This is a genomic window from Xanthomonas nasturtii (genome assembly GCF_001660815.1).
Lineage (GTDB): Bacteria > Pseudomonadota > Gammaproteobacteria > Xanthomonadales > Xanthomonadaceae > Xanthomonas > Xanthomonas nasturtii.
Genome location: NZ_LYMI01000017.1, coordinates 12,609 through 37,914, shown reverse-complemented (window position 1 = coordinate 37,914; position 25,306 = coordinate 12,609). Strand labels below are relative to the sequence as shown.

Sequence of the window (25,306 nt, the reverse complement as noted above, 5' to 3'; positions counted from 1 at the left end):
TCTTGCATGGGACGCAGAAAGAAGAAAACCGGGTTTGAAGCATTGGCTGCATTACCGTGGCCGGGTGGCTTGGTTGCAGGAGTCGCTGCGTATCTTGCTGTGCGCTACGGCATCGGCTGGTGGTTTTCTCAACACGGCGGGATGCTTTCGCAGGGCATTGCCCAGCAATCGAGCGGGATGCTCGCGCCATTGGCGTGGACGCTGCTCGGCGTCTGCTGGCTTGCCGCGCTGTTCTCTTACCTGGGCACACGCAGCCGGCAGCGCTTTCTGGAAACACGCACAAGCCTGGAGAGCCTGGCCGCCGGCGGCTGGCGCCAGTTCGAACGATTGGTGGGCGAAGCCTTTCGCCGCCAGGGCTACAGCGTCGAAGAAACTGGCCTGGGCGGCGCCGACGGCGGCATCGACCTGATCCTGCGCAAGGACGGCCGCCGCACGCTGGTGCAATGCAAGCAATGGAAGCGCCAGCAGGTCGGCGTCAGCGTCGTGCGGGAAATGTTTGGCCTGCTCGCTCATCACCAAGCCCACGCGGTCAAGATCGCCTGTATCGGAACCTACACGAAGGACGCGCAGCGCTTTGCAGAAGGCAAGCCGATTGAATTGATTGGTGGGGAGCAGCTGCTGGGAATCATTCGAGCAGTGCAACTACACGCAGCGTCGCAACCGATACCACAAGTGGCACGCGTCGAATCCCACTTCGCTTCCACAGAATCCACTGCCTCTGCAACGATCGCCGCCCCAAGCTGCCCGCGCTGCGGCAGCGGGCTTGTGCAGAGAAAGAATCGGCGCACTAGCAAAAACTTTCTAGGTTGCAGCCAGTTCCCGAAATGCAGGGGAACTGCGTGAGGGCGTCTGACCACGTTTTTCCTTTTTTCGAACTTAAACTCGAGCGATGAACATGAGGCTGTCTGTAGACCTTAAGAACTGTTATGGCATCAGTGAATTGGTGCATGAATTTGATTTCACCAATAGCAATGGATATGCCATTTATGCGCCAAATGGTTTCATGAAAACTTCGTTTTCAAAGGCCTTCGATGATTTTTCCAAAGGACGAGAAACAAAAGACCTTATTTTTCCAGATAGAGCTTCAAATAAATTAATTAAAGATGCTGCGGGAACCGACATTGCTGCTGATTCAGTTTTTGTTGTAGAGCCATATAATGTCGACTTCGCTTCTGAGAATACATCATTACTTCTTGTGAACAGTGAAGTTAAACAAAAGTATGATTATGCTCTTAAAGAGATTGCGGACAAGCAGTCAGCTTTGGTTTTGAAACTTAAACAACTATCCGGATTGACGGGGAGAGCAATTACTGTAGAAACAGAAATTTTGAAATGCTTTGGAAAGAAATCACTCGCTGAACTTGTAGATTCACTGGAAGAACAAGTGAATGCCGGCACTCCGTCGCAGCTTTCCAGTGTCGTGTATTCGGAAGTTTTTAATGATAAGACTGTTGGACTTTTGGATTCCGGGTCCATCAAGCATCAGCTGGAAGAATACATCCAACAATACAACGAACTGGTGTCCAATTCTGATGTCCTCAGCAAGCAGTTCAATCATTACAGCGCGTCGACTGTTAACAAGCAGCTCAAAGATAATGGGTTTTTTGAAGCCAAGCACACAGTAAATCTCAGAACTAAAGATGGGATGAAAGAGGTTACTACTGCTGATCAACTTGCTGAGAAAATTGAGGAAGAGCGAAAGAAGATTCTGACAGACAAGGATCTTGCTACAAAGTTTGATGCGATAGATAAGAAAATCCAAAATACTGAGCTTAGGAAATTTAGAGACTACCTCTTTGATAACCAACACATTCTTCCATACCTGAAGGACTTCAAGAAGCTTCAGAAGGAACTTTGGATTGCTTACTTGGTCGATCAGAAGGACCTTTATAGTCAATTCCTCGAGGCCTACAGAACGAGCAAGGTCACTATTGAAGAAGCTGTTGAGCAAGCTAAGAGTGAAAGAACAGAATGGGAAGCAGTTGTTGATTCCTTCAACAAGCGGTTCTCTGTCCCGTTCAAGATGATTGTGGCAAACCAAGATGATGTAATCTTAAAAGGCTCACAACCTTCCATTTCATTCAAGTTTAGAGATGGTGATGGTGAGGGTGATGTTGCTAGAGAATCCTTGCTAAAGGTTCTTAGCCAAGGCGAAAGAAGATCACTTTATATACTGAACATCTTGTTTGAGATAGAGACAAGAAGGAAGAAAGGCGCAGTTACGATATTAGTGATTGATGATATTGCAGACTCGTTTGACTATAAAAACAAGTATGCAATCATTGAGTATCTAAAGGATATTTTCAACTCAGGGAAGTTCATGTGTTTTTTTCTCTCTCACAATTTCGACTTCTACAGGAGTATAAGCGGACGGTTAAGTTTAGATTGGAGCTGCAAGCTACATGCAACAAAAACCGGTAGAAAGTTGAAGCTGGTGCAAGAAAAATATCAGAACAATCCATTTGATTATTGGAAGAGGAATATAACCACACCCGCTTACTGCATCTCGGCCATTCCTTTTGTTAGGAATTTGGCTGAATTCTGCGGGCACAAAGATGAATTTTTGAAGCTGACATCACTGCTGCATGTCAAAGGTGACACCGACACTTTAACTCTTGATGAGCTTTGCTCGATATATAAAAAGATATTGGCTGATAAGCAGCAATTGACACTGACCCCACCAGCGAAGTTTGTAATTGATGTGATCCACGAAGAAGCAGAATCGGTTCTCAATCAGCAGGAGGAAGCAATAGAGCTTGAGGGAAAGATTGTCTTATCAATTGCCATCAGGCTTTTAGCCGAACGGCATATGATTAGAACCATCAACAATGCTGTTTTTATTGAAGCCATCAAGAAGAATCAGACAATCGAACTTCTTCAGGAATACAAGAGATTAGGCCTTGGTAGGCTGGAAGATGTTTCTGTTCTTGAGCAAGTTAACTTGATGACCCCTGAGAACATTCATCTAAACTCATTCATGTATGAGCCCATTCTGGATTTGGGAATAGCTCATCTGAAAACGCTCTATGTAGAAGTCAAGTTGCTTCCATAAAACAAGCACACGAGGTGACGGAGGTGATGTCACGTTTTCAATTGACATGGGACACCTTGACCTCCCATACATCCCCCACCCGCCATCCTCGCCTCCAGCCTCAACTGGAGAACACACGATGATGAAGTGGATGGGCACCGCGCTGGCTGCGGCACTGTTGGTGAGCGGTTGCGCCAAGGTGGAGGGCGAGCAGTTCGTTGGCCACTGGGTCAACGTGCAGACGCAGGAAGAGACGATGGACATCGAGCGCAATGGCGAGACCTTCATGGTCCGCAGCACCACGCCGAAGTTCTTCAGCCGCCAGCCCAAGACCGAGAGCTACCCGGCGGTGTACAAGGACGGGGCGCTGCAGGTCACCAACGATGGCGAGACGGTGAACTTCGCCATCGACGAGAGCAATGGCCACCTCAACACCGGCGGCGAGCAGTACCAGCGCGTGCCGGCCAAGTAACGCTGCTGCTGTCACCGGATGCCATCAACGCCCGCGTGCGGACCTTGACGGTCGCACGCAGGCGTTTTGGTCGTTGGGCCTTGTGGTTTTGCCGTCCGCTTCGATGGGCTGCCGGCCCTTGCCCCGCCTTGCGAAGACCCGTCCTGCCGCTCAGTTCGGCGCTTGGCCTGAATCTGCTGCCATCCATAGCGCACAAGCCTTACAGTGCGCAGGCACGCCAGGGTCATGGCGCTGCCCGACCGATCAATCCAGCAACTACGAGGGTGTCATGAGCAAGGGGATGGACCAGAAGAAGAGCCAGAAGAAAGAGCCGACCAAGACGCTGAAGGAAAAGCGCGCGGCGAAGCAGGAAAAGAAAGGCAAGTAAGCCGCCCGACCTGTTAGACGGCGAACGAGGTCAGGCGGATGCCTGGCCTCGCGGTTTTTTTTGGATCACCAGGCGCTAAGCGTTGGCTTGCGAACTCGGCCCGTCAGATTTCTCAATCGCTGCTGACATGGCGTGCGGCAGTACCCTCAACGCTGCTATAGACCGATCAACGGGCCGACCAAAGTTGCTGTGCTAATGTGGGTTTGTGCGGATTTCGGAGCTTGTCATGAGCCGTTTGACCATCGATCTGAGCGACCAGCAGCACCAGAGTTTGAAGGCGCTGGCGGCTCTGCAGGGCAAGACGATCAAGCAGTACGCGCTTGAACGCCTGTTCCCTGGCGACGTGAACGCCGATCAGGCGTGGCAGGAGTTGAAAACCCTGCTTGGGGAACGCGTCGCCGAAGGCCTAGCCGGCAAGGTGTCTAGCAAGAGCATCAACACCATTCTGGATGAGGAATTGGCCGAGGGCCGCCGCGGTTGATGCACGGCTACGTCCTCACCGACGCAGCCGAAGCCGATCTGCGGGGGATCATCCGCTACACCTCGGCACGCTGGGGCCAGGCGCAGGTTCGCCGATACATCGCAGACCCGGAACAGGGCATTGCCCATCTCGCAGCAGGGGAATGCACTTTCAAGGATCTGAGCACGCTGTACCCTGCGTTGCGGATGTCGCATTGCATGCACCATTACATCTTCTGCCTGTCGCGTGAGCACGCTCCATCGCTGATCGTGGCGATCCTGCATGAGCGCATGGATCTGATGATGCGTTTGGCCGGCAGGTTATAGCTCACGATCCACGTAGCGATGGTGTGGCTCTCAATTCAAGCGGCCAGCCGCTTGATCCGTGACGGCAGGTCGCCCAGCGCGCGATGCGCTTGTTCCAGTTCGTAATCGGCTTGCAGGCCCAGCCAGAAGCGCTCGGTCGTGCCCAGTGCTGCAGCCAGGCGCACGGCGGTGTCTGCGGTGATGCCGCGCTTGCCCAGGACGATCTCGTTGATGCGGCGCGGCGGCACGCCGGTGGCGCGCGCCAGTGCGTTCTGGCTGATGCCCATCGGCTCGAGGAACTCTTCAAGCAGGATTTCGCCAGGGTGGATGTTGGGTAGGACTGTCATGGACAGATGCCTCGTGCTCAGTGGTAATCGACAATTTCGACCTCGGAAACATCGCCCTCCATCCATCGGAAGCAGATGCGCCACTGGTCGTTGATCCGGATGCTGTACTGCCCGCGCCGCTCGCCCTTCAAGGCTTCCAACCGGTTGGCAGGCGGAATGCGCAGATCATCGAGGTGCGCGGCAGCGTTGAGCATGCGCAACTTGCGGCGCGCGATCGACTGGATGTCGGCCGGCAACCGGCGGGAGCGCTCACCCAGCCAGATCTTTTCGGCTTCCTTGTCGACAAAGCTCCTGATCATGCAGCAACCATAACGCGACCCGTCATATGACGCAAGCCGTCATGGATGGGTGGTCACTCAGTTTCCGTAGGCAGCAGTCATCCGAAAATTTCGGATGACTGACTCTTGCTGTAACTCAACTTTCGTTTAACACCGTTAATCAGAACAACGACCCCTGCACGGGTAAGGCAGTAGATGGTTCTGTTGCTTGCGTGGCGGGTGCCGCCTGCTGCTGTGCACCTAACCGCCACGCCAGGCCCGAGATGCGTGCGGCGTGCCTTGTCAGCGCGGCGCGGATGACCGCTTCGCTGCCGGACAGGTGCAGGGCGCGGCGGGCGCGGGTGATGCCGGTGTAGAGCAGTTCGCGGCTGAGCACGCGGGCGTCGCGGGTGGGCAGTTGCAGCCAGACGTCGTCGAATTCGCTGCCTTGCGCCTTGTGCACGGTCATGGCGAAGGCGCTTTCGTGCGCGGGCAATGCGGCGGGGTGGAAGCCGCGCACCTGGCCGTCGCCGTCGCCTTCGAACCAGGCGACCAACGGGCCTTGGGCAAGGTTGTCTGTGGCGGGGGTATCGCGCGGTGAGGTGCTGCCAGCGTGGCCCGGCCTTGAAGGCGGTGCATCGTTGCCGCGCGTTGGAAAGGCGCTTGCGTCGCTTGGCCCGGAGGAGGCACTTGCGTCGCTTCGTCCAGAAAAAGAACCCGCATCGCTTCGCAGGCAGATGCCGACGTCGCCGTTGAACAGGCCGTGGCGGTAGCTGTTTTCGGTAATCAGCAGCAGGCGGCCCTGGAACCAGGGCGAGGCAGCACCGAGGCGGCGGGCGCCGGAGCCGGTGTCGGCCAGCAGTTGTTCGATGCGGGCGTTGAGGCCACGCGCGCCTTGCGGGCCGGCGCGTACGGCAGTGAGCAGGCGCAGGCGGCCGGCCGCGCGCAGTGCCGCGGCGGGGTCTTGGGCGTCGGCCAGCGCGCGCCAGTGGGCGAGCAGTGCGTCGCGGCCGTCGCTGAGCGGGTCTTCGCCGTCTTCGTGGAAGTGCACTCCGGCCAGTTCACCGCTGCGTAGCAGGGCCAGGGCGGTGTCGGCGTCGCCGGCGCGGATGGCGTCGGCCAGGGGGGCCAGTGCGAAGTCGTCGGCCTGCCGGTAGCCGCGCAACAGGTGTACGCGGTGGCCGGCCAGGCCGCCGGTATGGGTATTGGCTGCGGTGCCGGCGGGTGGGCCGCCAGCGGGCGCGCTGCCGAGCAGCGGTTGTAGCGCCTGGGCGTCGTCGGGCTGCAGGGCATCGCCGGGGCCGGCCGCTTGCAGGATGGCGGCGAGCACGTCGCCGGCTTCCACCGAAGGCAGCTGGTCGGCGTCGCCGAGCAGGATCAGCTGGGTGCCGTCGGCGACGGCGTCGACCAGCTTGCACATCAGCGGCAGGTCGACCATGGAGGCTTCGTCGACGACGATCAGGTCCAACGGCAGCGGGTTGTCGGCGTGATGGCGGAAGTGCGGGGAATCCGGGATGACGCCGAGCAGGCGATGCAGGGTGCTGGCGCCGCTGGGGAGGAGCGATTCCCAGGGCGGCGGCTCGCGCTCGGCGGCGGCGGCCTGCGACGGTGGCGCGGTGTGTTGCGCGTGGGTCCCGCCATTTGGATCGGCAGCTTCCTTTTGCAGATGGAGCTCTGCTTCGGTGGACGGGACAAGGGATGACGCCGCAGCGGACCAGCGCGCGGAGGTGTCGAGGTCTGTGCGCGTCGGCAGCGTGGTGTCTGCGGTTGGCGCAGGCAACTGGACACCATCGGCGATGGCGCGGGCGACAGCCAGACGCAGGCTTTCGGCCATGCGCTCGGCGGCGCGGCCGGTGGGCGCGGCCAGCGCGATGCGCGGGGCCGGGTGGCCGGCGGCCTGGGCCTGGGCGATGCGCAGCAGTAGCAGGCGGGCGATGGTGGTGGTTTTGCCGGTGCCGGGGCCGCCGGTGACCAGCAGCAGGGTGCGGCGCAGGGCCAGGGCTGCGGCCTGGGCTTGGCGGTCTGGGGAGTGGGATGGCTCGGGCAGGCCCGTACCCTCACCCGCCCTTCGGGCACCCTCTCCCGGGGGGTGAGGGGTTGGGGTCGCGTTCGGGAATAGTTGGGCGAACAGTGGGGCCAGGGCGGCGGGGTCGAAGGCCGGCATGGGCTGGGCGGCGATGCGTTGCAGGCCCAGCGCCAGGCGGCGTTCGTACTCGCGGTAGCGGCGCAGGTAGAGCAGGCCGTGTTCGAGGACCAGCGGGCAGTCGGCGGCGGCGGGGTCTTCCGGGGCCGGTTGGTCGACCCAGCGCGAGGCAGCCAGGGTGCGTTGCCAGTCGGTGGGGTCCGGAAGGGCCGGCAGTGGGCCGTCGCGCTGGTCCAGCAGCATGGCGGCGCGGGCCGGGTCCAGCCCGGCGTGGCCGCTGGTGACGGCAAGCGACGCGAGCGCGGCACCGGCCAGGACCTGTGGGTCGGTGTCCGGGGCCAGGCGTTGCAGGCTTTGGGCGAAGGCCAGGTCCAGGGTGCGTAACGCTTCGGCTTTGATCAGCGCGCTGAACGGGTTCGGCTGGTTCATGGGGTGGTGCCTGCCATGGCGGACGTGCCTTTCTCCGGGCGCTTGTGCCGCAGCTCGATGCGTGCGAAGTGGCGTTGGCATGGCCAGGCAGGCGCGGCATGGGGTGCGCGCGGTGTCTGCTTGCCCGGAGGGAGGAGCGCTTTGTGCACGGCGCTGATTGCCGGTGGGGTTTGTTGGGTCATGGGTCGGGCGCTTCTGTGGCGGACGTACCCTCACCCCAACCCCTCTCTCCTTGAAGGGGACCGAGGTCCCGGGGGGGGAGGGGCTTTGAGCCATCGGGGACCAGTTGCGTTGGTGCGCTGCTGGACATCGGCTCCGGGGCGTTGCCGGCGAACAAGGCGTCCAGGGCTTCCACCAGGGCGGGGTCGAAGCGCCAGGCGTGGATGCCGGGGGCCGGGGTGCCGGGGTCGGTGGAGGTGGCCGCGTCCAGGCCGCGGCAGAACAGATAGCGCACGCCGCCGAAGTCGCGGGTGTAGTCGTAGCCACCGCCCTCGGCGGCATCGCCCAGGCGGAAGCGCAGCCAGCGGTGCAGCGCCACGGTGTAGATCAGCGCCTGCAGCGCGTACTCGCTGTGCGCCATGGCGCGGACCAGGGCGTCGGCGTCGTAGCTGGGCAGGCGGTTGGATTTGTAGTCCAGCACGTACCAGCGGCCGTCCACGGTGTAGGTGAGGTCGATCAGGCCGGTCATCAGGCCTTCCAGCCGCTGGCGCATGCCGAAGGCCTTGCGGTCGCCGACCACGCCAAACCGGTGCAGCAAGGCCAGCAGCGCATCCACGCGGGTGGGCCGCATGGCGAAGTGGAATTCCATTTCATTGCGACGCTGCGGCGCGGGCACGTCGGCCAGGCGGGTGCCTTCGGGCAACGCGACAGTGAGGGTGTGGCCGATCAGCGCGGTGAGCATGCTCAGGCCGTCGTCGAGTTCGTCCTGGGCATAGCCGCCGCGTTGCAGGGCCTCGACGATGGGCGCCGCCTGGCCGTCGGGCGCGGGTTGGCCGGGCCACCACGCCTGCCAGGCAGCAAAATCGCAGCGCTCGAACACGTCGTGCATCACCACGCCGAAGCGGTTGCCGGCGAACCGTGGATCGAAGGGTTCGGCCTCGGCAGCCACCGCAATTGCTTCGCTGCCGGACGGTTCGTCGCTACCGCCACTGCCGACCACGGTGGCGCTGGCCATCGGGTCGCTGGCGGCGCCGGCATCGGCGTTGGCCAGCTGGGTGAAGCTGTAAACCCACCACTCCGGCGCGATGTGGCGTTGCGGGCTGCGCGCGGGCGGCACTTGCGCCTCGTCCGGCGGCGGCAGGCGTGGCAGGTGGGCCGGCGGCGTGCTGGTGTCGACCACCACTGCGCCCTCGCCGGCCGCGCCCTGCAACACATCCAGCGCGCGCAGCATGCCGGCCAGCGCAGTGCGCTCGTGCTGGTGGAACGGGCCGCTGGCGATCCACAGCGCGTGCTCGGCGCGGGTCAGGCCAACGTAGAGCAGGCGCGCGTCTTCGGCGCGTTGTTCCTGCTTCCAGGCGGTCTCGGCAGCGCTCCAGGTCGGCTCGTCCTTATCACGGCTCCATTTGGACACGTTCCATTGCAATTGCCGGCCAGCGTCCGGCGCATGCACCACGCAGTGGCGGCCGGCGCCCTTGTCGCTGCGGCCGATGCCGATGTACGGCAAAAATACCAGCGGATATTCCAGGCCCTTGCTCTTGTGCAGGGTGACGATCTGCACGCGGCGCGCGTCCGATTCCAGCCGCAGCTGCTGGGCTTCGTCGTTGTCGTCGGCATTGGCGATGCGGCGCGACAGCCAGTCCACCAGGCCATGCGGGCCGAGCGCGCGGGCGTCGGCTTCCTGCAGCAGTTCGGCCAGTTGCAAATAGTTGGTGAGGCGGCGTTCGCCATCGACCAGGGCCAGCAGGCGTTGCCCGTGCGCGGCGCCCAGCTCGCCGATCAAGGCCAGCGGGCCGCCGCGTTGCCAACGCTCGCGCCAGTCCAGTGCGTGCTGCTGCCAGCGGCGGTGACGCTCGCCGTCGTGTGCGAGCGCAGCGATGGCGGCGGCGTCTTCGCCGATCAACACGGTGGCCAGGGCGGCGCGCAGGCGGCTGTCGTCGCCCGGGTCGAGCAAGGCCTGCAGCAGGGCGAGCAGTTCCAGCGCTTCGTCGGTGGCGAACAGGCTTTGCTTGCCGGCGGCCACGGCGGGGATGCCCACTGCACCCAGCGCCTGCTGGATGCGGGTGGCCTCGCCATGGCTGCGCACCAGCACGGCGATGTCGCCGGCCTGCACCGGGCGGCCGTTGATGGTGGCGCTGCCGTCGCGACCACCGGCCAGCCAGCTGCGGATGGCTGCAACGCAGGCGGCGGTGGCCAGCTCGCGGGCGTGGCCGGCGCTCCAGGGTTTGGGCTTGCCCTTCATTACCGGCGGTGGCTCGGGCGCGCGCCACAGCGTGAGTGCCGGCGCGGTGACGCCGTTGCATTGCAGGTCGGTGTCCAGGCGTTTGGTGCCGGCCTGCACCGGGTGGAAGGCGATGCCGTCGGTGAGGAAGGCGTCGGTGTAGCCGGCCTGTGCGTACAGCGCATCGATGGCCGCCAGCACGCCGGGGCGCGAGCGGAAATTGTGGCTCAGCGGTGGGGCCAGTTCGGCAGTGACTGCGGCAGCCAGATAGGTGCGCACATCGCCGCCGCGGAAGCCGTAGATGGCCTGCTTGGGGTCGCCGATCAGAAACAGTGCCGGCTCCAGGCCGGCGGCGCGCGCGAGCGGGCCTTCGCCGAACACGTTGGAAAAGATCGCCCACTGGCGGTCGTCGGTGTCCTGGAACTCGTCCACCAGCGCGATGGCGTATTGCGCGCGCAGGCGCTGCACCAAGGCATCGGCTTGCGGGCCCTGCAGCGCATGCGCCACACCATCGACCAGGTCGTCGTAGGTCTGCACGCGGCGCTGGCGCTTGAGCAGTGCCAGCCGTGCGATGGCATCGTCGCGCAGCGCGTGCAGCAGGCGGATGCGGCGACGGCTGCGCCATGCTTCGACAGCGTCCAGCGCGGTGAGATAGCCATCGATTTCGTGGCTCATCGGCGAGGCCGGCGTGCGGTCGACGAACTTCTTGTTGGTGCCTGTGGCCAATTCCACAGCGGTCAACTTGAGCAACTTCGGATGCGGCACGGTGTTGAACGAGGGCGCAGTCGCGAAGCTCTCGAACCAATGCCACAGCGAGGCCAACCACTCAGGTTTGTAGCTGACCTTGCTCAGGATGCCGCCATCGATGGCGGCCATGATGGTGTCGAAAAACGCGGTGCCGTGCACCTGGAAGGCGGCAGCCAATGCGCTGCTGGCGTCTTGCACGGCCTGCAGCAATGCCGCCGCATCGTCGGTGCTCGTGGCCACCGCCGGCAGCAACTGCGAATGACGCACCAGCGCGCGCAGATCGCTGGCCAATGCCTCCGGGCCACCCGACCACAGCGCGATCAGGTCTTCGGCCATCACCGCATCGGCGGCGCGTTGGCGCCACAGATCGGCCGCGACTTCGCCCAGCAATTCGCGGTCGTTGGCGAGCAGTTCCGGTGCGGCGAAGGCCTGGCCGCTTTCCAGCGCGTGTTCGCGCAGCACGCGCGCGCAGAAGCCGTGGATGGTGAACACGGCGGCCAGGTCGATTTCTTCGACGGCCTGTTGCAGGCGGCGGCGCAAGGCGGCGGGGGTTTCGGTGCCGGTGGCCAGGTGCGCTTCGAGAATGACGCGGGTGAGCAGGGCGTCGGGCGCTTCGTGCAGGAGCGGGCTTGGCCGCGACGGGTCGTTGGCGACGTCGGTCGCGGCCAAGGCCGCTCCTACAAAAGCCGATGCGTCATGGGCCACCAGCGTTGTAGATGGTTCGGTCGCGCCCTGGCCCGCTGCTTGGGTGGCATCGGGCACCAGCGTTGCGGCCAGCACCAGGCGCTCGCGGATGCGGCGGCGCAGTTCCTGGGTGGCGGCCTCGGTGAACGTCACGGCGAGGATCTGGCCGATACGCAGGCCGCGCTCGACCACCAGCCGGGTGAACAGCGTGGCCAGGGTGAAGGTCTTGCCGGTGCCGGCGCTGGCTTCGATCAGGCGCACGCCGTGCAATGGCAACTGCAGGTACGGGTCGGTTGCGGGAGCGCTGCTCATTCGGCGTCGTCCTGCGCGCCCTGCCAGTGGCGCCAGCTGTCGATCAGGCGCTGCGGATCCAGCGTGGTGTCGGTGCTGCCGCGTTCGAGCAGGTCGTACACGCGATGGCTGGTGGTGGCGAAGTCGGCGAAACGCTGCGCATCGGCAAACGGGTCGCGGCCGCGGTTGACCAGGCGCAGTTCCGGGCTCTGCGATTCGCTCCAGCCGAAGCTGGATTGCCACTGCCCGGCGGCGTCCTTGATCGCCTTGTCCAGATTACCGCTGCGTACGGCCTGGTGGTATTTCCAGCTGCTGTACGGCGCGAACGCCAACGGCGTCTGCAACCCATGGCGATAGACCTGCAGCAGTTCGGCCAGCGCGCTGTGCGCCTGCGTCTGCGGCAGCGGTTCGGGGTCGATGGGATGCGGGCCGAGGCCGTCGTCGTGTTCGAAGAAGCGCACATACGGCGCCTGCTCGCCGGCGGCGCGCAGCAGCAGCCATTCCAGGCCGTGGCGGATCGCGCTGCGGCCGCTGAGCGCGCCGACCTGCACCCGCCCTACGCCGCTTGCATACCAACCAGGCACGCGGCCATGCACTTCCGTCGCGCCGATCTGCACCTGCAGCCGGCGCGACTGCGCCGGCGCTTCGCCACGCCATTGCCGGAATGCCTGCGCATACGGGCGCAGTTGCGCCACCCGCTCATCGAGTTGGCGCCGCCCCAGCGGGCCGGACGGCAGCAGCGCGCGTGCGCGCAGACGCTCGTACAGCCGCTCGGTGTCGCCGGCCAGTGCGGCGTCCAATACATGCTGCTGCAGGCCGTATTGATCCAGCCCGCGCGTCGGTGCGAGCAACGGCTCCAGATCGCTGTCTTCGCTGGCAGGATCGGGCAAACGCATGCCCAAGCGATGGCGCAGGAACTGCCCGGCCGGGTCGGCAAACAGGCGGCGCAGGTCGTCGATGGACACGCTGCTCGGCACTGCACGGTCGTCGGCCGGCAATGCAGCGGCCACCCATGGCGCAAGCGGCTGACGTTGCCCGACCAGACTGTCCACCGCCGGCCGCCATTGCCGGCGGTAACTGAAACGGCGCGGGTCGGCGCCGTCTTCGCCCAGCGCACCGAATGCGGCAGCGGCGAAGGGCTGCAACGGGTGATGCACCACCAGCGTGTCCAGCGCCGCTGGGTCGGCGTGGTACTGCGCTGCGCTGCCCAGCAGTTCGCTCACCAGCACCGAGGGTTCGCGCGCGCTGCCATCGCGCGCATCGGCGCCGAGATAGCTCAGGTAGAACACCTCCTGCGCAGAGGCGAACAACTGCAAAAACAAGAACCGGTCGTCCTCGCGCGTTGAACGATCGCCGTGGCGGCGGCGCTCGGTGCCCAACTCGGCGGTGAGCCGATTGAGCCCGGCGGCCGGGTCGCGGCGCGGGAAGTCGCCGTCGTTCATGCCGAGCAGGCAGATCACCCGGAACGGCAGCAAGCGCATCGGCACCATGCGGCCAAAACTGATGCCGCCGGTGAGCAATGGCGCGCGCGTGTCCGATTCGCCCAGCACCGCAGCGAAATGCGCACGCACCACCTCGGCCGGCACCTTGCCTGCGTACTCGGCGCGCACGGCATCGCGGGCGAACTGGTCGATCAAGCTGCGCAGGCGGTCCAGCGCGCGCTGTGCACGCGGTGCGGTAGGCGCTTTTGGCATCAGCGCCTCCAGCAGGCCAAGCAGACGCTCGCGCCATTCGACCGGCGTCATCGCTTCGGCCAGCAACGATTGATGGCGTTCGAGCACGCGCAACAGCTTCAACAAGGTGTCCAGTGCGGCCAGCGCGCTGCCTTCCAGCTGCGGCCACGGCGCCACGCCCTCGATCTCGTCGTCGGCACCGCTGGCGTGACCCAGCAGCAGCCGGTCCAGCGCGAAGCGCCAGGTGTAGGCGTCGTCGCTCGGGGCCTGCAGTTGACGCCGATGCGCGGCATCCAGGCCCCAGCGCGCGCCGGCCGCGTGCAGCCAGCCGCGCAGGCGTTCCAGCCCGGCTTCGTCCAGGCCGGCCGCCTCGGCGATCGGCGCGCTGGCCAGCAGGTCGAGAATTTCGTGCAGGCCGAAGCGTGCGATCGGCAAGCCGAGCAAGCTCAGAAAAACCTCGGCCAGCGGCTCGCTTGCCAGCGGGCTGGCATCGGCCAATGCATACGGCAACGCGTCGTCGTTGCCGTGGCTGCCGAACACCGCGTCCAGATACGGCACATACGGGTCGATGTTCGGCGACAGCACCGCGATTTCGCGCGGCTGCAAGGGCGGGTCGAAGCGCGCATCGTCGAGCAAGGCACGCAGCTGGTCGTGCAGCACCTGCAACTCACGCAGCCGCGTGTGGCAGGCATGTACCTGCAGGCTGGGGTCGTGCAGATTCACCGCCGGCAACGCGGCCGGTACGCGTGGCGCGCGGCGATGGAACAGATCGCTCTGCATGCGCCGCAACAGGCTGTCGCCCAGGCCGTCATCGGCCAGCGCGCAGCGGCCGGAGTCCAGCGGGTCGGCATACGCTGCGATCTCGGCCAGCGGGTGCACCACCTCGTAGTCGCCCACCAAGGCCATGAAGTCGCGCCCGGCCGCGCCCCAGGCCTGCAGCAGCGGGTTTTCCTGCACCTGTTCGGCGAACAGCTGCACCGCGCCGTCTTCGCGCCGGCGCTGCCACAGGGTTTGCAAATCGCCCCAGTAGCCTTGCGTGGGCGTGGGCAGATAGAAATGCAGCGTGCCCACGCGTGCCTGCGTGGCCAGCACGCGCAGCACGTCGGGCGAGATATTCAAGATGGCGAAGGCGAACAGGCGCCTGGGCAAGCCCTGCGGCAGCGGACCGTCGACGCGCGCGTAGCGATCCAGATACTGGCCGATGCGACGCGCACGGTATTGCCGGCCGGCAGCGATGCTGCGCCACAGCCGCGCCTGCGGATCGTCGGGGTCGGCGCCGCCTTCCCAGCGCAGCAGCCAGTCGCGTCGCCAGGCCTGGTACTTCTCGAACACATTGCCCAATTCGCCGGCCAGCGCCCAGGGCTTGAGCGCATCGCCATCGGACAGATACCCGGCCAGCGGCGCCAACGCTGCATCGCTGCCCAGGTCGGCCTGCAACGCGGCGTACAACCGCCACTGCGTGGTGGCCATGTCCAGATCGTCGTCGGCCGGGCCGAGGTTGCACTCCAGCGCACGCGCGACGAATTCGCCGGGGGTGAGAAATTCCAGATTCGCCGCAACACCGTGCTCGGCCGCCAGCGTGGACTGCAACCAGCGCCGCATCGCCACCTGCGGAATCAGCACCACCTCCGGCTGCAACAACGGCTGCTCCGGCACCGGCCGGCGCAGCTCCTGTGCCAGCAGGGCAGCCAGGGTATCCAGCGCGTTGGATGGATAAAGACGGAAATCGGGCGCGGAAGTGGCGTGCATGCGTGCGTGCATTGTGCCGGATGCCGGCGGACAGCGTTGTTTGCGCATGCGCCGACGACCGCACGATGGCGATCGATGCGGCACGCAAACGCGATGGGCCGAGCGTTTCCGCCCGGCCCATCGCGTTGTTTAGTGCGTAACGCGCGACGCGATCAGTATTTCTTTTCCAGATTGAGCATCCAGGTCTGATCGTTGTTGCTGTCGCCATCGGTGATGCCGCGGTATTCCAGACGCGTCGACAGCCCTTGCTCGGTCAGCAACGCCGCGCCGATCCCCACCATCAACCGGTTGCGGTCGAACGCACTTTGCGCCGTGCGGTAGAACGGGCCGCCGCTGAGATCGGCATAGCTCAGCGTGGCATCGCCACGACCCTGGAAGTCGCGCTGATACTCCACGCGCAACTGCGGGGTCAGCCGTCCCCAGGCGACTTCGCGGCGCCATTCCAGACGCAGACCGAGATTGCCGGTGGTGGTGGCCACATCCATGTCGGCATAGCGCAGTGCGAACGGCGCCACGCCGTCTTCTGCATAGCCATCCAGCGTGGCACGTGCCACATCCACGCGCGCATACGGGGTGATCTGCAGATCGCCACGTTGCAGGTCGGCGCCGGTGGACACCGAGGCGATCCACTGCTTGCCGTCGCGGTTGCCTTCGGCCAGCGAGCTGTCGTCGGTGACGAAGCGGCGCAGGTCGTAGGACAACATCTGGTAACCCACCAGGGTGTCGAAGAAGAACGCCTTGCCCGGGTGGAAGCTGGCGTACAGCGCCATGGTGTACGCGGTGCCCTTGCTGCGGCTGCCGCGCGTGCCCACATCGCTGTCGTCGCGGCCCCAGCCCAGGCCCGCACCGATCGCCAGCGACTGCGCAACCCGGTAGTCGGCGCCGACGCTTAGGCCGTCGGTCTGGAAATCCACGCCGTTGCTGTTGGTCTGCCGGTTCAAGCTGCCCGAGCGGATCGCACCGCCGATCCACAGACCCAGGTCACCCTGGCCCTGCACACCCTCGCTGTTGCCCGCCGCCGCTGCCGGCGCATCGCGGAAGTCGTTGTCGGCATCCTGGGTGTCCGGGCTGCACGGCTGCGCAGTGATGCCGCGCTCGGCCTGGCGGCAATGCGAAGTCGGCTGGAAGCTCACCGCGTTGGTGAAGCTGCCGCCACCGCGATGGGTGGCCTCCAGACGGCGCTGGAAGTTGTCGATCTGCGCACGCGCAAACCGCCGCGTGGACTCGGACTGCGCATCGATCAGGCCACGCACTTCCGCATCCTGGCTCGGGTCGCGGCGCGGCGCGATGTTGAACACCACATTGGCCGGCACCGAGGTCGCAAAGGCGTTGGACAAGGTGAACTGCACCGTGGCCTGGCCGACGAACGCCGGGTTGGGGGTAAAGGTCAGCATGAAGGTGGGCGTTTCGGCCATTGCAGCCGCGGCCGGCGATGGGCCGGAGGCACGCGCCGCCGCTGCGGTGGCGGTACCGCCAACCCGGGTGATGGTGGCGGTACCGGCCGAGGCCGGCAGCACCGCGACCACCGCAGCGGCCACGAACGGCCCACCGGTCGCGTTGCGGGTGATGTCCACCTGCTGCGCTTCGCCCGGCACTGCGGCAGCGGTGACCGACACCGCCACCGGCCGCGCGTTCACCGTGATGGTCAACGTGGCCGCCGCCGAGCTGCCGCCCGCACCGGTGGCGGTATAGCTCAGCACATCGCTGCCGACGAAGCCTGCGTTCGGCGTGTAGACCAGTTCCAGGCCGTTGACCACGGCGGTGCCGTTGGTCGGCGCGGTGGCAACCGCAATCGCCGTGATGTTGCCGGTGTCGTTGGCGGTAACCGCCGCGGTGACCGCGGTGTCGGTCATGGTGGCTGCCACATCCGCCACCGCCACCGGCGCCGCATCGCTCACCGTGAAGGTGTAGGCCTGGGTGGCGCTGGCATTGCCGGCGTCGGCCACTGCGATGGTGAAGGACGAGCTGCCCTGCGTCGTTGGCGTTCCCGACAGCGTGCCGTCGCTGGCCAGGCTCAGGCCGGCCGGCAAGGTGCCGCTGGCGACGCTGTAGCGGTACGGCGCAATGCCACCGCTGGCGGTGAGCACCTGGTCGTACGCGCTGCCGCGCACCGCCGGTGGCAGGGTCGGCTGCGCCAGCACCAGCGTTGCCGCGGCAATGGTGACCGCATAGCTCTGGCTGGCCTGTGCCGCCGGGCTGGGCGTGCTGTCGGTTGCGGTCAGGGTGAAGTTGAACGTGCCCGACAAGGTCGGCGTACCGCTCAGCCCGCCGGTCGCAGTGTCGAGGACAACCCCATTGGGCAACGCGCCCGCTGTCAGTGCATAGCTGTAGGGCGCGGTGCCGCCGGTGGCGGGCGTGATTGCCGCGGAGTACGCCTGCCCGGCGGTGCCTGCCGGCAAGGTGCTCGCCGGCAAGACCAGGTTCGGGCCGGCCACGGTCAGGCTGTAGGCCTGATTGCCGGTGAAACTGCCCGCATCGGTCGCGGTGACGGTGAAGTTGAAGCTGCCTTCCACCGTCGCGGTGCCGGACAGCGTGCCGTTACTGGCCAACGTAAGCCCGGCCGGCAGGGTGCCCGCGCTGACTGCATACGTATATGGCGCGGTGCCGCCGCTGGCGCTCAAGGCCTGGCTATACGCCGTGCCGCGGGTGGCAGCCGGCAGCGCGGTAGGCGCAACCACGATGACAGGTGCCGCGATGGTCAGCGCATAGCTGCGGCTGGCCTGCGCCGCCGGGCTGGGCGTGCTGTCGGACACGGTCAGGGTGAAGTTGAACGTGCCTGCCACGGTCGGGGTGCCGCTGAGGGTGCCAGTCGCCACGTCCACGACCACACCCGTCGGCAGGACGCCGCCGGTCAGTGCGTAGCTGTAGGGCGCGGTGCCGCCGGTGGCGGGCGTGATTGCCGCGGAGTACGCCTGCCCGGCGGTACCTGCCGGCAAGGTGCTCGCCGGCAACACCAGGTTCGGGCCGGCCACGGTCAGGCTGTAGACCTGATTGCCGGTGAAACTGCCCGCATCGGTCGCGGTGACGGTGAAGTTGAAGCTGCCTTCCACCGTCGCGGTGCCGGACAACGTGCCGTTGCTGGCCAGGGTGATACCGGCCGGCAGCGTGCCGCTAGCGAGCGTGTAGGTGTACGGCGCAGTGCCGCCACTGGCGCTCAGCAGCTGGCTGTAGGCCGTACCACGCGTGGCGCTCGGCAGTGTGGACGGCGCCACCACGATCGACGGCGCGGCAATATTCAAGGCATAGCTACGGGTGCCTTGCGAGGGCGTATTCGAGGTGCTGTCGGTGGCGGTCACGGTGAAGGCGAAGGTGCCCACGGTGCTGGGAGTCCCGGTCAGGGCCCCGCTGCTGCCATTGAGCGTGATGCCCGCCGGCAAGCTACCGGCGGTAACGGCGTAGGTGTAGGGCGCAATACCGCCCGTGGCCGGATTGAGCGCACTCGCATAGGCCTGGCCTGCCGTGCCGGCCGGCAAGCTGGTCGCCGGCAAGATCACCATCGCGCCGGCCACGGTCAGCGTATAGGCGCGGCTGCCGCTGGTGGGGCTGCCGCCGCTATCGGTGGCGGTCACGGTGAAGTTGAAGCTACCGCTGGCAGTGGGAGTACCGGACAGCACGCCGGTGCCGCTCAGGGTCAGCCCGGCCGGCAAGGTACCGGCGCTGAGCGCGAACGTGTAGGGCGCGGTGCCGCCACTGGCGGTGAGGTTCTGGCTGTAGGCGCTGCCTGCAGTGGCCCCCGGCAGCGATGCCGGGCCGACCGTCACCACCACATCGTCGTTGAGGATGGTGCCGGTGCCGGTGGCGCGCGCGATGCTTGCGTTGCTGGCGCCAGACAGACCGACGCTGAAGGTCTCGTTGGGTTCGACCGCGGTGTCGCCGTTGACGGTAACCGCCACGCCCTGCGCGGTGGTGCCTGGCGCAAAGGTCAGCGTGCCCGAGCGGGCGCTATAGTCGCTGCCCGCGTTGGCGGTACCGTCGGCGGTGGCGTAATTGACCGTAACGGTCTGGCCATTGGCCGCGCTCAGGCTCACCGTGAAGGTGGCCGTGGTGGTGCCACTGTTGCCTTCGTTCACGCTGATATCGTCGATCGACAGCGACGGTGCCGCATCGTCGTTGACGATGGTGCCCAGGCCCTGGCCGTCGCCGACGCTGGCGCCACTGACGTTGCTGACGTTGACGAAGAAGGTTTCGTTGGGTTCGTTGAGCGTGTCGCCGTTGACCAGCACGGTGAAGGTGGCGCTGCTGCTGCCGGCGGGAATGCTCTGCCCGCTCAGGCTGGCAGCGACATAGTCCACGCCCGCGGTGGCAGTGCCGTCAGCCGTGGCGATATCGAAGCTGACGCCGCCAGTGCCGGCCGGCTGGCTCAGCGAGACAGTGAAGGTGGTATTGGTGGTGCCGGCATTGCCTTCGTTCACGGATACGTCGTTGATCGACAGCGCCGGCAGCGTATCGTCGTTGACGATGATGGCACTGGCGCTGACCGGGCTGCCGGGGGCATAGCCGGTGCCAGTACCGACGGTGTAGACGATCGTCTCATTCGCTTCCACCATCGCGTCGGGGGTCGGCGTGATGGTGAAGCTGGCCGAGCTGGCGTTGGCCGGAATCACGATGTTGCTGCGCGCGCCGGAATAGTCGCTGGCGCTGTCGGCGGTCCCACTGCCGGCCAGGTTCACCGTGGTGGGCACGCTGTTGGTCTGACTCAGCGTCACCGTGTAGACGAACGCAGTGCCGCTGTCTTCGTTGGCGCTGGCCGGCGAGACCGCGATGCTGGCAGACCGCGACGGCACAATGGTGATGTTGAAGGTAAGGACATTTTCTTCCTCGTCGCGCAGGTAGAACGCGTCGGACGTGGCGCTATTGTTTCCATGCGTGTAGGTAACGGTCTGCGTACCAGGTCCGCTGAGCTCACTGAGTGAGATGGTCCCGTTGGGCGTGCTGCCGTTGCCTCCGCCGTTGCCGAAGGGGGTCAGCGGATTTCTGGGGTCATCGCCCATGCCGATGTTGGAGGGGCCATCGCAGTTGCTGACGTCGAACGTCACCGAACCGCTCTGATTGATCGTGGCGTTCCGGGTGGAACAATAGGCCGACGCCCCCTGTGCCCAGACCTGTGCGGGTAGCAGGAGCGCCAGGGCGCAGATCATCACGGCCACCATCCAGCGCACCGGCGCACCGGTGCCCGTTCCACGCCACTGCGGCTTGTTCACGTTCTACCCCTATGAAGCGCCACCCCGGCGCCGGCACGGTCCTCATGCCTGAAGGCAATGCCGCCCTAGAGAAGTGATCCCCTGGCATTGCGAGCGAATTGAAACAGGAACTGACTTTCAGTTAAAGAACAAAAAATTAATACTTCATTCCAGTTCTGAATTTTCCTGGCTTGTGAGACACCGGTGCGACGGGTATCTGTACGGCGACCCCCGACACATGTCGGCGACGCACCTACGCAGGGAGAGCTGCATGAGCGAGTTTTTCATCGGCCAGGTCATGCTGACCGGTTTCGCGTTCGCGCCGAAATATTTCGCGCAATGCAATGGCCAGCTGCTGCCGGTCAATCAGAACCAGGCATTGTTCAGTCTGCTAGGTCCGCGTTTTGGCGGTGATGGCCGGACCACGTTTGCCCTGCCTGATCTGCGCGGTCGCACACCGATCGGGTATGCGCCTTCGGTCGATGCGAATTGGCAGCCGCCGGTTACTCCGATCGGTCAGGCGGGCGGCGCGGAAGCGGTGACCCTGGTGCCTGCCGACCTGCCCGCGCACAGCCACCTGGTGGAATGCAGCAGCACCGGTGGCAACAACCGCACACCGACCGGCCGCGTGTTTGCCGCCAACGTGGCCACATCCGGTGCCGCCACGCCGCTGTATGCCGCTTCGGGAACGACCGTTCCACTGGCGCCGCCAACGGTCTCGCCCGCTGGCGGTAACCAACCGCATCCGAATGTGCAGCCCTACACCACGATCAACTTCTGCATCGCGCTGTCGGGCATTTTCCCCTCGCGTGGCTAAACGCAACCCCATTCGGGTGCGCCTGCATGCGCGGCGCCTCATCGACCAGGAAGGATCACATGGGCACTCCATTCATCGGCGAAATCCGCATGTTCGGCTTCGGCCGCACGCCTCAGGGCTGGCAGGCGTGCGACGGCTCGCTGCTGCAGATCTCAGAATACGAGCCGTTGTACGTCCTACTCGGCATCGCCTATGGCGGCGATGGGCAAAATACCTTCGGGGTGCCGGATCTGCGCGGTCGCCTGCCGATTCACCAGGGCCAGGGCCCTGGCCTGAGCAACTACGTGTTCGCCCAGAAGAGCGGTACCGAAACGGTGACCTTGACCGAACCGCAGATGCCGGCGCACACCCATGTTGCGCAGGTCACGACGGTAGCGGCAACCAGCCCCTCACCGGCCGGACTCCTGCCAGCGGCGGTCGGTGCCACGCTGTTCTATGTCAGCGACGTGACCGGGGCCACCGCGCTGGCGATGTCCACGCAGAGCACCTCGTTCACAGGTGGCAGCCAGCCGCACGACAACACCATGCCGACGCTGACCGTGCAGTACTGCATCGCCACCACGGGCATCTTTCCGCAGCAGCCCTGATCCACCGCGCCGCGCCGAGTCGGTCGCGGCCTGCATCGCTCCACTGGAGGAAATGCGCATGACCGAACCCTATTTCGGCGAAATCCAATTGTTTCCCTTCGATTACAGCCCTTACGGTTGGGCGCTGTGCAACGGGGCAACCCTGCCGGCTATGCAGAATAGCGCGCTATTCTCGTTGCTGGGCATGGCCTATGGCGGCAATGGCAGCACCACATTTCAGTTGCCGAACTTCTCCGCGCGCGCCGGCTGCCAGCAGGGGACAGGGCCGGGTCTGACTCCACATGCGCTGGGCAGTACGTTCGGCTCCGCCTCGGTGAGCCTGTTGAGCACGCAGATGCCCAATCACGCGCATGGCTTCAATGCGTTTTCGCAGGCGGATCCGAGCAAGAAAAGCGGCACCCCCAGCAGCGGAGCAGCGCTGTCGAACTTGAACAGCAACAGCGACCGGCCGTTCAGTGCAGTCGCACCCGACCAGCAGTTTTCCCCGACCATGGTGCTGCCCACCGGCAACGGCCAGGCGCACGAGAACCGGCAGCCCTATCTGGCCATGAATTTCTGCATCGCGTTGTCCGGCAGCTATCCCATGTTTGATTGACGCCATGCAGGACGATGCAGATGCATCCGCAAGCGTGCACGCCGGCGTCGTGCCACCGCATGCGCTGAGCGCCCACGGCATCTCGTTGCGCCCCGAGCAGGGCGACGATCTGGCCTGGTTGCGTGATCTCTATGCCAGCACGCGTCACGACGAAATGACGCAGGTGCCCTGGCCAGACACGACCAAGCGTGCGTTTCTGGAGCAGCAATTCGACTTGCAGCGCACGCATTACCGACACCATTTTGCCGATGCCGCCTTTCTGATCGTCCAGGTCAGGGAGTTACGTATCGGTCGCCTGTATCTGCACCGCACCGCAACGCAACACACGCTGGTCGATATCAGCTTGCTGCCGGACCGGCGCGGCAAGGGCATTGGCTCGCACCTGATTGCCTACGCGCAGGCGTCGGCACGCGCTGCGCCGTGCGCCTTGTGCCTGCATGTGCTGCATGCCAACCGCGCAGCGCAGCGGCTATATGTTCGGCACGGCTTCGTTGCGGGCCACAGCACCCAGACACATCTGCAGATGCACTGGAATCCGCACGCTCAACTGCTCAGTTGAGCGCGCTCAATTGAACACGGCCTGATACAGAAACCCGTCGCGTTCGCGCGCCACCGGCACCAGAAAAATGCCGATCTCGCCCAGGCGCGCGTGACGCATCTGATAGGTCTGTTGCGGAAACAAAAAGGCCGAGCCATTGCGAAACAACAGCGAGAACGGCGCACGTTGCGCGTTGCGTGTGTCCTGCAATGGCCTGGCTTCCACCAGCACGAACGGTACCTCGCCCTCATTCAAGGAGGCAGCGAAGGTGTCGTTGACGCTGCCGGCGAAGTGTTCAAGCGTCAGCAACTCCATGGATGATTCCTTAGCGACGGTGTGCGCAGATCGTCGCGTCTTTTGCGCAGGCACCACAAGGCAGCGATGCCGACAACGCGACGCACTCGACAGATCGGGAGGACGGGCAGGAACCCTCAGACGAAATACCTGACCGCGAGAAACGACACGACGGTGCGGGGATTGCGAAATGTACCGAGTGATAGCGCGCCAATCCTCCCTACTGCAGCGTACGTTGAACAGCGATGCAATCCTGCGCGACGGTGCCTGCGCTGCGGGACACGCTGTTACGCAGGATGGCGACATGCGCACCCACATTGCTTGCCGCATGAATGCGACAATACTGCACGCGTCAGTCTGGTTATGTTCAGCGGTGTGACGGCTACTCTATCGCGTTGGAATTCTGTTAAAGGTCTCGATGACGGCGTCCGCTCCCCCTGTCGTGCAATTGTCTGATGTCCGCATCGATCGCGGCGGACGCACGATCCTGCGCGATGTCTCGCTGGATGTGCCCCGCGGCAGCATCACGGCCGTGCTCGGTCCATCCGGTAGCGGCAAGTCCACGCTGCTGGCCGCGTTGACCGGCGAGCTGCGCCCGGTGGCCGGCACGGTCACGCTGTTCGGCAACACGATTCCGACCGGTAGCCGTGCGCTGCTGGAGATGCGCCGCAATGTCGGCGTGCTGCTGCAGGGCAATGGGCTGCTGACCGACCTGAGCGTGGCCGACAACGTGGCGCTGCCGCTGCGCACGCATACGCGCCTGCCGGCGCCGGTGCTGCAGCGCCTGGTACAGATGAAGCTGCATGCGGTGGGCCTGCTGGCCGCGGCCGATGCCTGGCCGCGCGAGTTGTCCGGCGGCATGGCGCGCCGCGTGGCGTTGGCGCGCGCGTTGGCGCTGGACCCGCCGCTGATGATCTACGACGAGCCGCTGACCGGGCTGGACCCGATCGCCTCGGGCGTGATCATGAGCCTGATCCAGCGCCTCAACGACAGCCTTGGCCTGACCAGCATCATCGTCAGCCACCACGTGCACGAGACCCTGCCGATCAGCGACCAGGCCGTGGTCATCGCCAATGACGGCATCGTGTTCGCCGGGACACCGGCGCAACTGCAGGACAGCACCGATCCGCTGGTGCAGCAGTTCCTGCACGGCCAGCCGGACGGCCCGATCGCCTTCGATGCCGCCCCGCGCCGCGACCGGAGTGCTGCCTGATGGCCTTTGCCGACTCGATCCGCGCCTTTGGCCGTGCCGGGCTGTTCTCGCTCACGGTATTGCGCGGTTCGCTGCCCACCCGCGACTTCATCGCCGAGCTGGTGCGCGAGATCTACAAGGTCGGCGCGCGCTCGTTGCCGATCATCGCCGTGGGCGGTGCCTTCGTCGGGCTGGTGCTGACCCTGCAGGGCTATCGCACGCTCACCACGTACGGTGCCTCGGATGCGTTGTCGACGCTACTCGGCCTGTCGCTGTATCGCGAACTGGCGCCGGTGCTGACCGCGCTGTTGTTCATCGGTCGCGCCGGTAGCTCGATTGCGGCCGAGCTCGGCTTGATGCGCGCCACCGACCAGATCAAGGCGCTGGAGCTGATGGCCATCGACCCGGTCGCCAAGGCGGTGGCCCCGCGCTTCTGGGCGGCGGTGCTCACGGTACCGTTGCTGACCGGCGTGTTCTGTTCGCTGGCGATCACCGGCGGCTATTTCGAAGCCGTGCACGTGCTGGGCATCGACAACGGCACCTTCTGGTCGGGCCTGAGCAACAGCGTGGACTTCTGGGACGACTTCGGCGTGGCGATGCTCAAGTCGGCGATCTTCGGCGGCACCGCTGCGCTGGTCGCCGCCTACGTGGGCTTCCATGCCGAACCGACCATCGAAGGCACCTCCATCGCCACCACCCGCGCGGTGGTGAATGCCTCGTTGCTGGTGCTGATGTTCAACTTCGTCCTTTCTGCAATGTTGTTTAGGTGAG

Annotated in this window: 17 protein-coding genes and 2 pseudogenes; 11 read left to right on the top strand and 8 right to left on the bottom strand. The window is 64.8% G+C overall.

Annotation, left to right across the window (positions count from 1 at the left end):
* The first annotated feature begins 6 nt into the window (after positions 1-6).
* From A7D16_RS08065 to A7D16_RS08045, 5 genes are all read left to right on the top strand, one after another.
* Positions 7-843, top strand: a complete 837-nt coding sequence (locus A7D16_RS08065) for a restriction endonuclease (protein ID WP_064631514.1) — start codon at positions 7-9, stop codon at positions 841-843.
* A gap of 52 nt (positions 844-895) precedes the next feature.
* A complete protein-coding gene (locus tag A7D16_RS08060) occupies positions 896-3,052 on the top strand; it encodes a hypothetical protein (RefSeq protein WP_064631575.1) in 2,157 nt (718 codons plus the stop codon).
* 118 nt (positions 3,053-3,170) lie between these two features.
* The gene (locus A7D16_RS08055; protein ID WP_047695743.1) at positions 3,171-3,503 is read left to right on the top strand and encodes a lipoprotein; all 333 of its coding nucleotides are present in this window, start codon (positions 3,171-3,173) and stop codon (positions 3,501-3,503) included.
* 593 nt (positions 3,504-4,096) lie between these two features.
* Positions 4,097-4,351 carry an antitoxin gene (locus A7D16_RS08050; protein ID WP_047696333.1) on the top strand — a complete coding sequence of 85 codons (255 nt, stop codon included), beginning with the start codon at positions 4,097-4,099 and terminating at the stop codon, positions 4,349-4,351.
* The gene (locus A7D16_RS08045; protein ID WP_064631513.1) at positions 4,351-4,656 is read left to right on the top strand and encodes a type II toxin-antitoxin system RelE/ParE family toxin; all 306 of its coding nucleotides are present in this window, start codon (positions 4,351-4,353) and stop codon (positions 4,654-4,656) included. Before A7D16_RS08050 ends, A7D16_RS08045 begins: the two co-directional genes overlap by 1 nt.
* A 35-nt stretch (positions 4,657-4,691) precedes the next feature.
* Here A7D16_RS08045 and A7D16_RS08040 read toward each other — a convergent pair whose 3' ends face one another.
* From A7D16_RS08040 to A7D16_RS08015, 7 genes and pseudogenes are all read right to left on the bottom strand, one after another.
* A complete protein-coding gene (locus A7D16_RS08040) occupies positions 4,692-4,982 on the bottom strand; it encodes a HigA family addiction module antitoxin (RefSeq protein ID WP_064507888.1) in 291 nt (96 codons plus the stop codon).
* A 17-nt stretch (positions 4,983-4,999) separates the two neighbouring features.
* Positions 5,000-5,281, bottom strand: a complete 282-nt coding sequence (locus A7D16_RS08035; RefSeq protein WP_064631511.1) for a type II toxin-antitoxin system RelE/ParE family toxin — start codon at positions 5,279-5,281, stop codon at positions 5,000-5,002.
* Positions 5,282-5,420: 139 nt separating this feature from the next.
* Positions 5,421-5,717 (bottom strand): annotated as a pseudogene (locus tag A7D16_RS24445) (ATP-binding domain-containing protein); the annotation flags it as partial.
* Between the two features lie 237 nt (positions 5,718-5,954).
* Positions 5,955-7,811 (bottom strand): annotated as a pseudogene (locus A7D16_RS08030) (AAA family ATPase); the annotation flags it as partial.
* 178 nt (positions 7,812-7,989) lie between these two features.
* Complete coding sequence (gene recB, locus A7D16_RS08025) at positions 7,990-11,931, bottom strand: exodeoxyribonuclease V subunit beta (protein ID WP_064631506.1); 3,942 nt, start codon at positions 11,929-11,931, stop codon at positions 7,990-7,992.
* The gene (recC, locus tag A7D16_RS08020; protein WP_064631573.1) at positions 11,928-15,332 is read right to left on the bottom strand and encodes an exodeoxyribonuclease V subunit gamma; all 3,405 of its coding nucleotides are present in this window, start codon (positions 15,330-15,332) and stop codon (positions 11,928-11,930) included. Before recC ends, recB begins: the two co-directional genes overlap by 4 nt.
* 152 nt (positions 15,333-15,484) lie before the next feature.
* Positions 15,485-20,323: a putative Ig domain-containing protein gene (locus A7D16_RS08015; RefSeq protein ID WP_457853255.1), complete on the bottom strand. Its 4,839-nt coding sequence runs from the start codon at positions 20,321-20,323 to the stop codon at positions 15,485-15,487.
* 460 nt (positions 20,324-20,783) lie between these two features.
* On the opposite strand from A7D16_RS08015, the gene A7D16_RS08010 reads away from it, so the two are divergent.
* The 4 genes from A7D16_RS08010 to A7D16_RS07995 are packed head-to-tail and all read left to right on the top strand — an operon-like array spanning position 20,784 to position 23,070.
* Positions 20,784-21,329, top strand: coding sequence for a phage tail protein (locus tag A7D16_RS08010; RefSeq protein WP_064631501.1), 546 nt, complete (start codon positions 20,784-20,786; stop codon positions 21,327-21,329).
* A 59-nt stretch (positions 21,330-21,388) separates the two neighbouring features.
* The gene (locus A7D16_RS08005; protein WP_064631499.1) at positions 21,389-21,916 is read left to right on the top strand and encodes a phage tail protein; all 528 of its coding nucleotides are present in this window, start codon (positions 21,389-21,391) and stop codon (positions 21,914-21,916) included.
* Positions 21,917-21,974: 58 nt separating this feature from the next.
* Entirely contained in the window at positions 21,975-22,511 is a 537-nt protein-coding gene (locus A7D16_RS08000; protein WP_064631572.1) for a phage tail protein, read from the top strand.
* A gap of 4 nt (positions 22,512-22,515) precedes the next feature.
* A complete protein-coding gene (locus A7D16_RS07995; protein WP_064631497.1) occupies positions 22,516-23,070 on the top strand; it encodes a GNAT family N-acetyltransferase in 555 nt (184 codons plus the stop codon).
* A 6-nt stretch (positions 23,071-23,076) separates the two neighbouring features.
* Here the strand turns inward: A7D16_RS07995 and A7D16_RS07990 are convergent, their stop codons facing one another.
* Positions 23,077-23,364, bottom strand: a complete 288-nt coding sequence (locus A7D16_RS07990; protein ID WP_064631495.1) for a DUF6916 family protein — start codon at positions 23,362-23,364, stop codon at positions 23,077-23,079.
* A gap of 397 nt (positions 23,365-23,761) precedes the next feature.
* On the opposite strand from A7D16_RS07990, the gene A7D16_RS07985 reads away from it, so the two are divergent.
* Positions 23,762-24,556: an ABC transporter ATP-binding protein gene (locus A7D16_RS07985; RefSeq protein ID WP_064631493.1), complete on the top strand. Its 795-nt coding sequence runs from the start codon at positions 23,762-23,764 to the stop codon at positions 24,554-24,556.
* Positions 24,556-25,305, top strand: coding sequence for an MlaE family lipid ABC transporter permease subunit (locus A7D16_RS07980; protein WP_039441429.1), 750 nt, complete (start codon positions 24,556-24,558; stop codon positions 25,303-25,305). Before A7D16_RS07985 ends, A7D16_RS07980 begins: the two co-directional genes overlap by 1 nt.
* Position 25,306 lies beyond the last annotated feature (1 nt).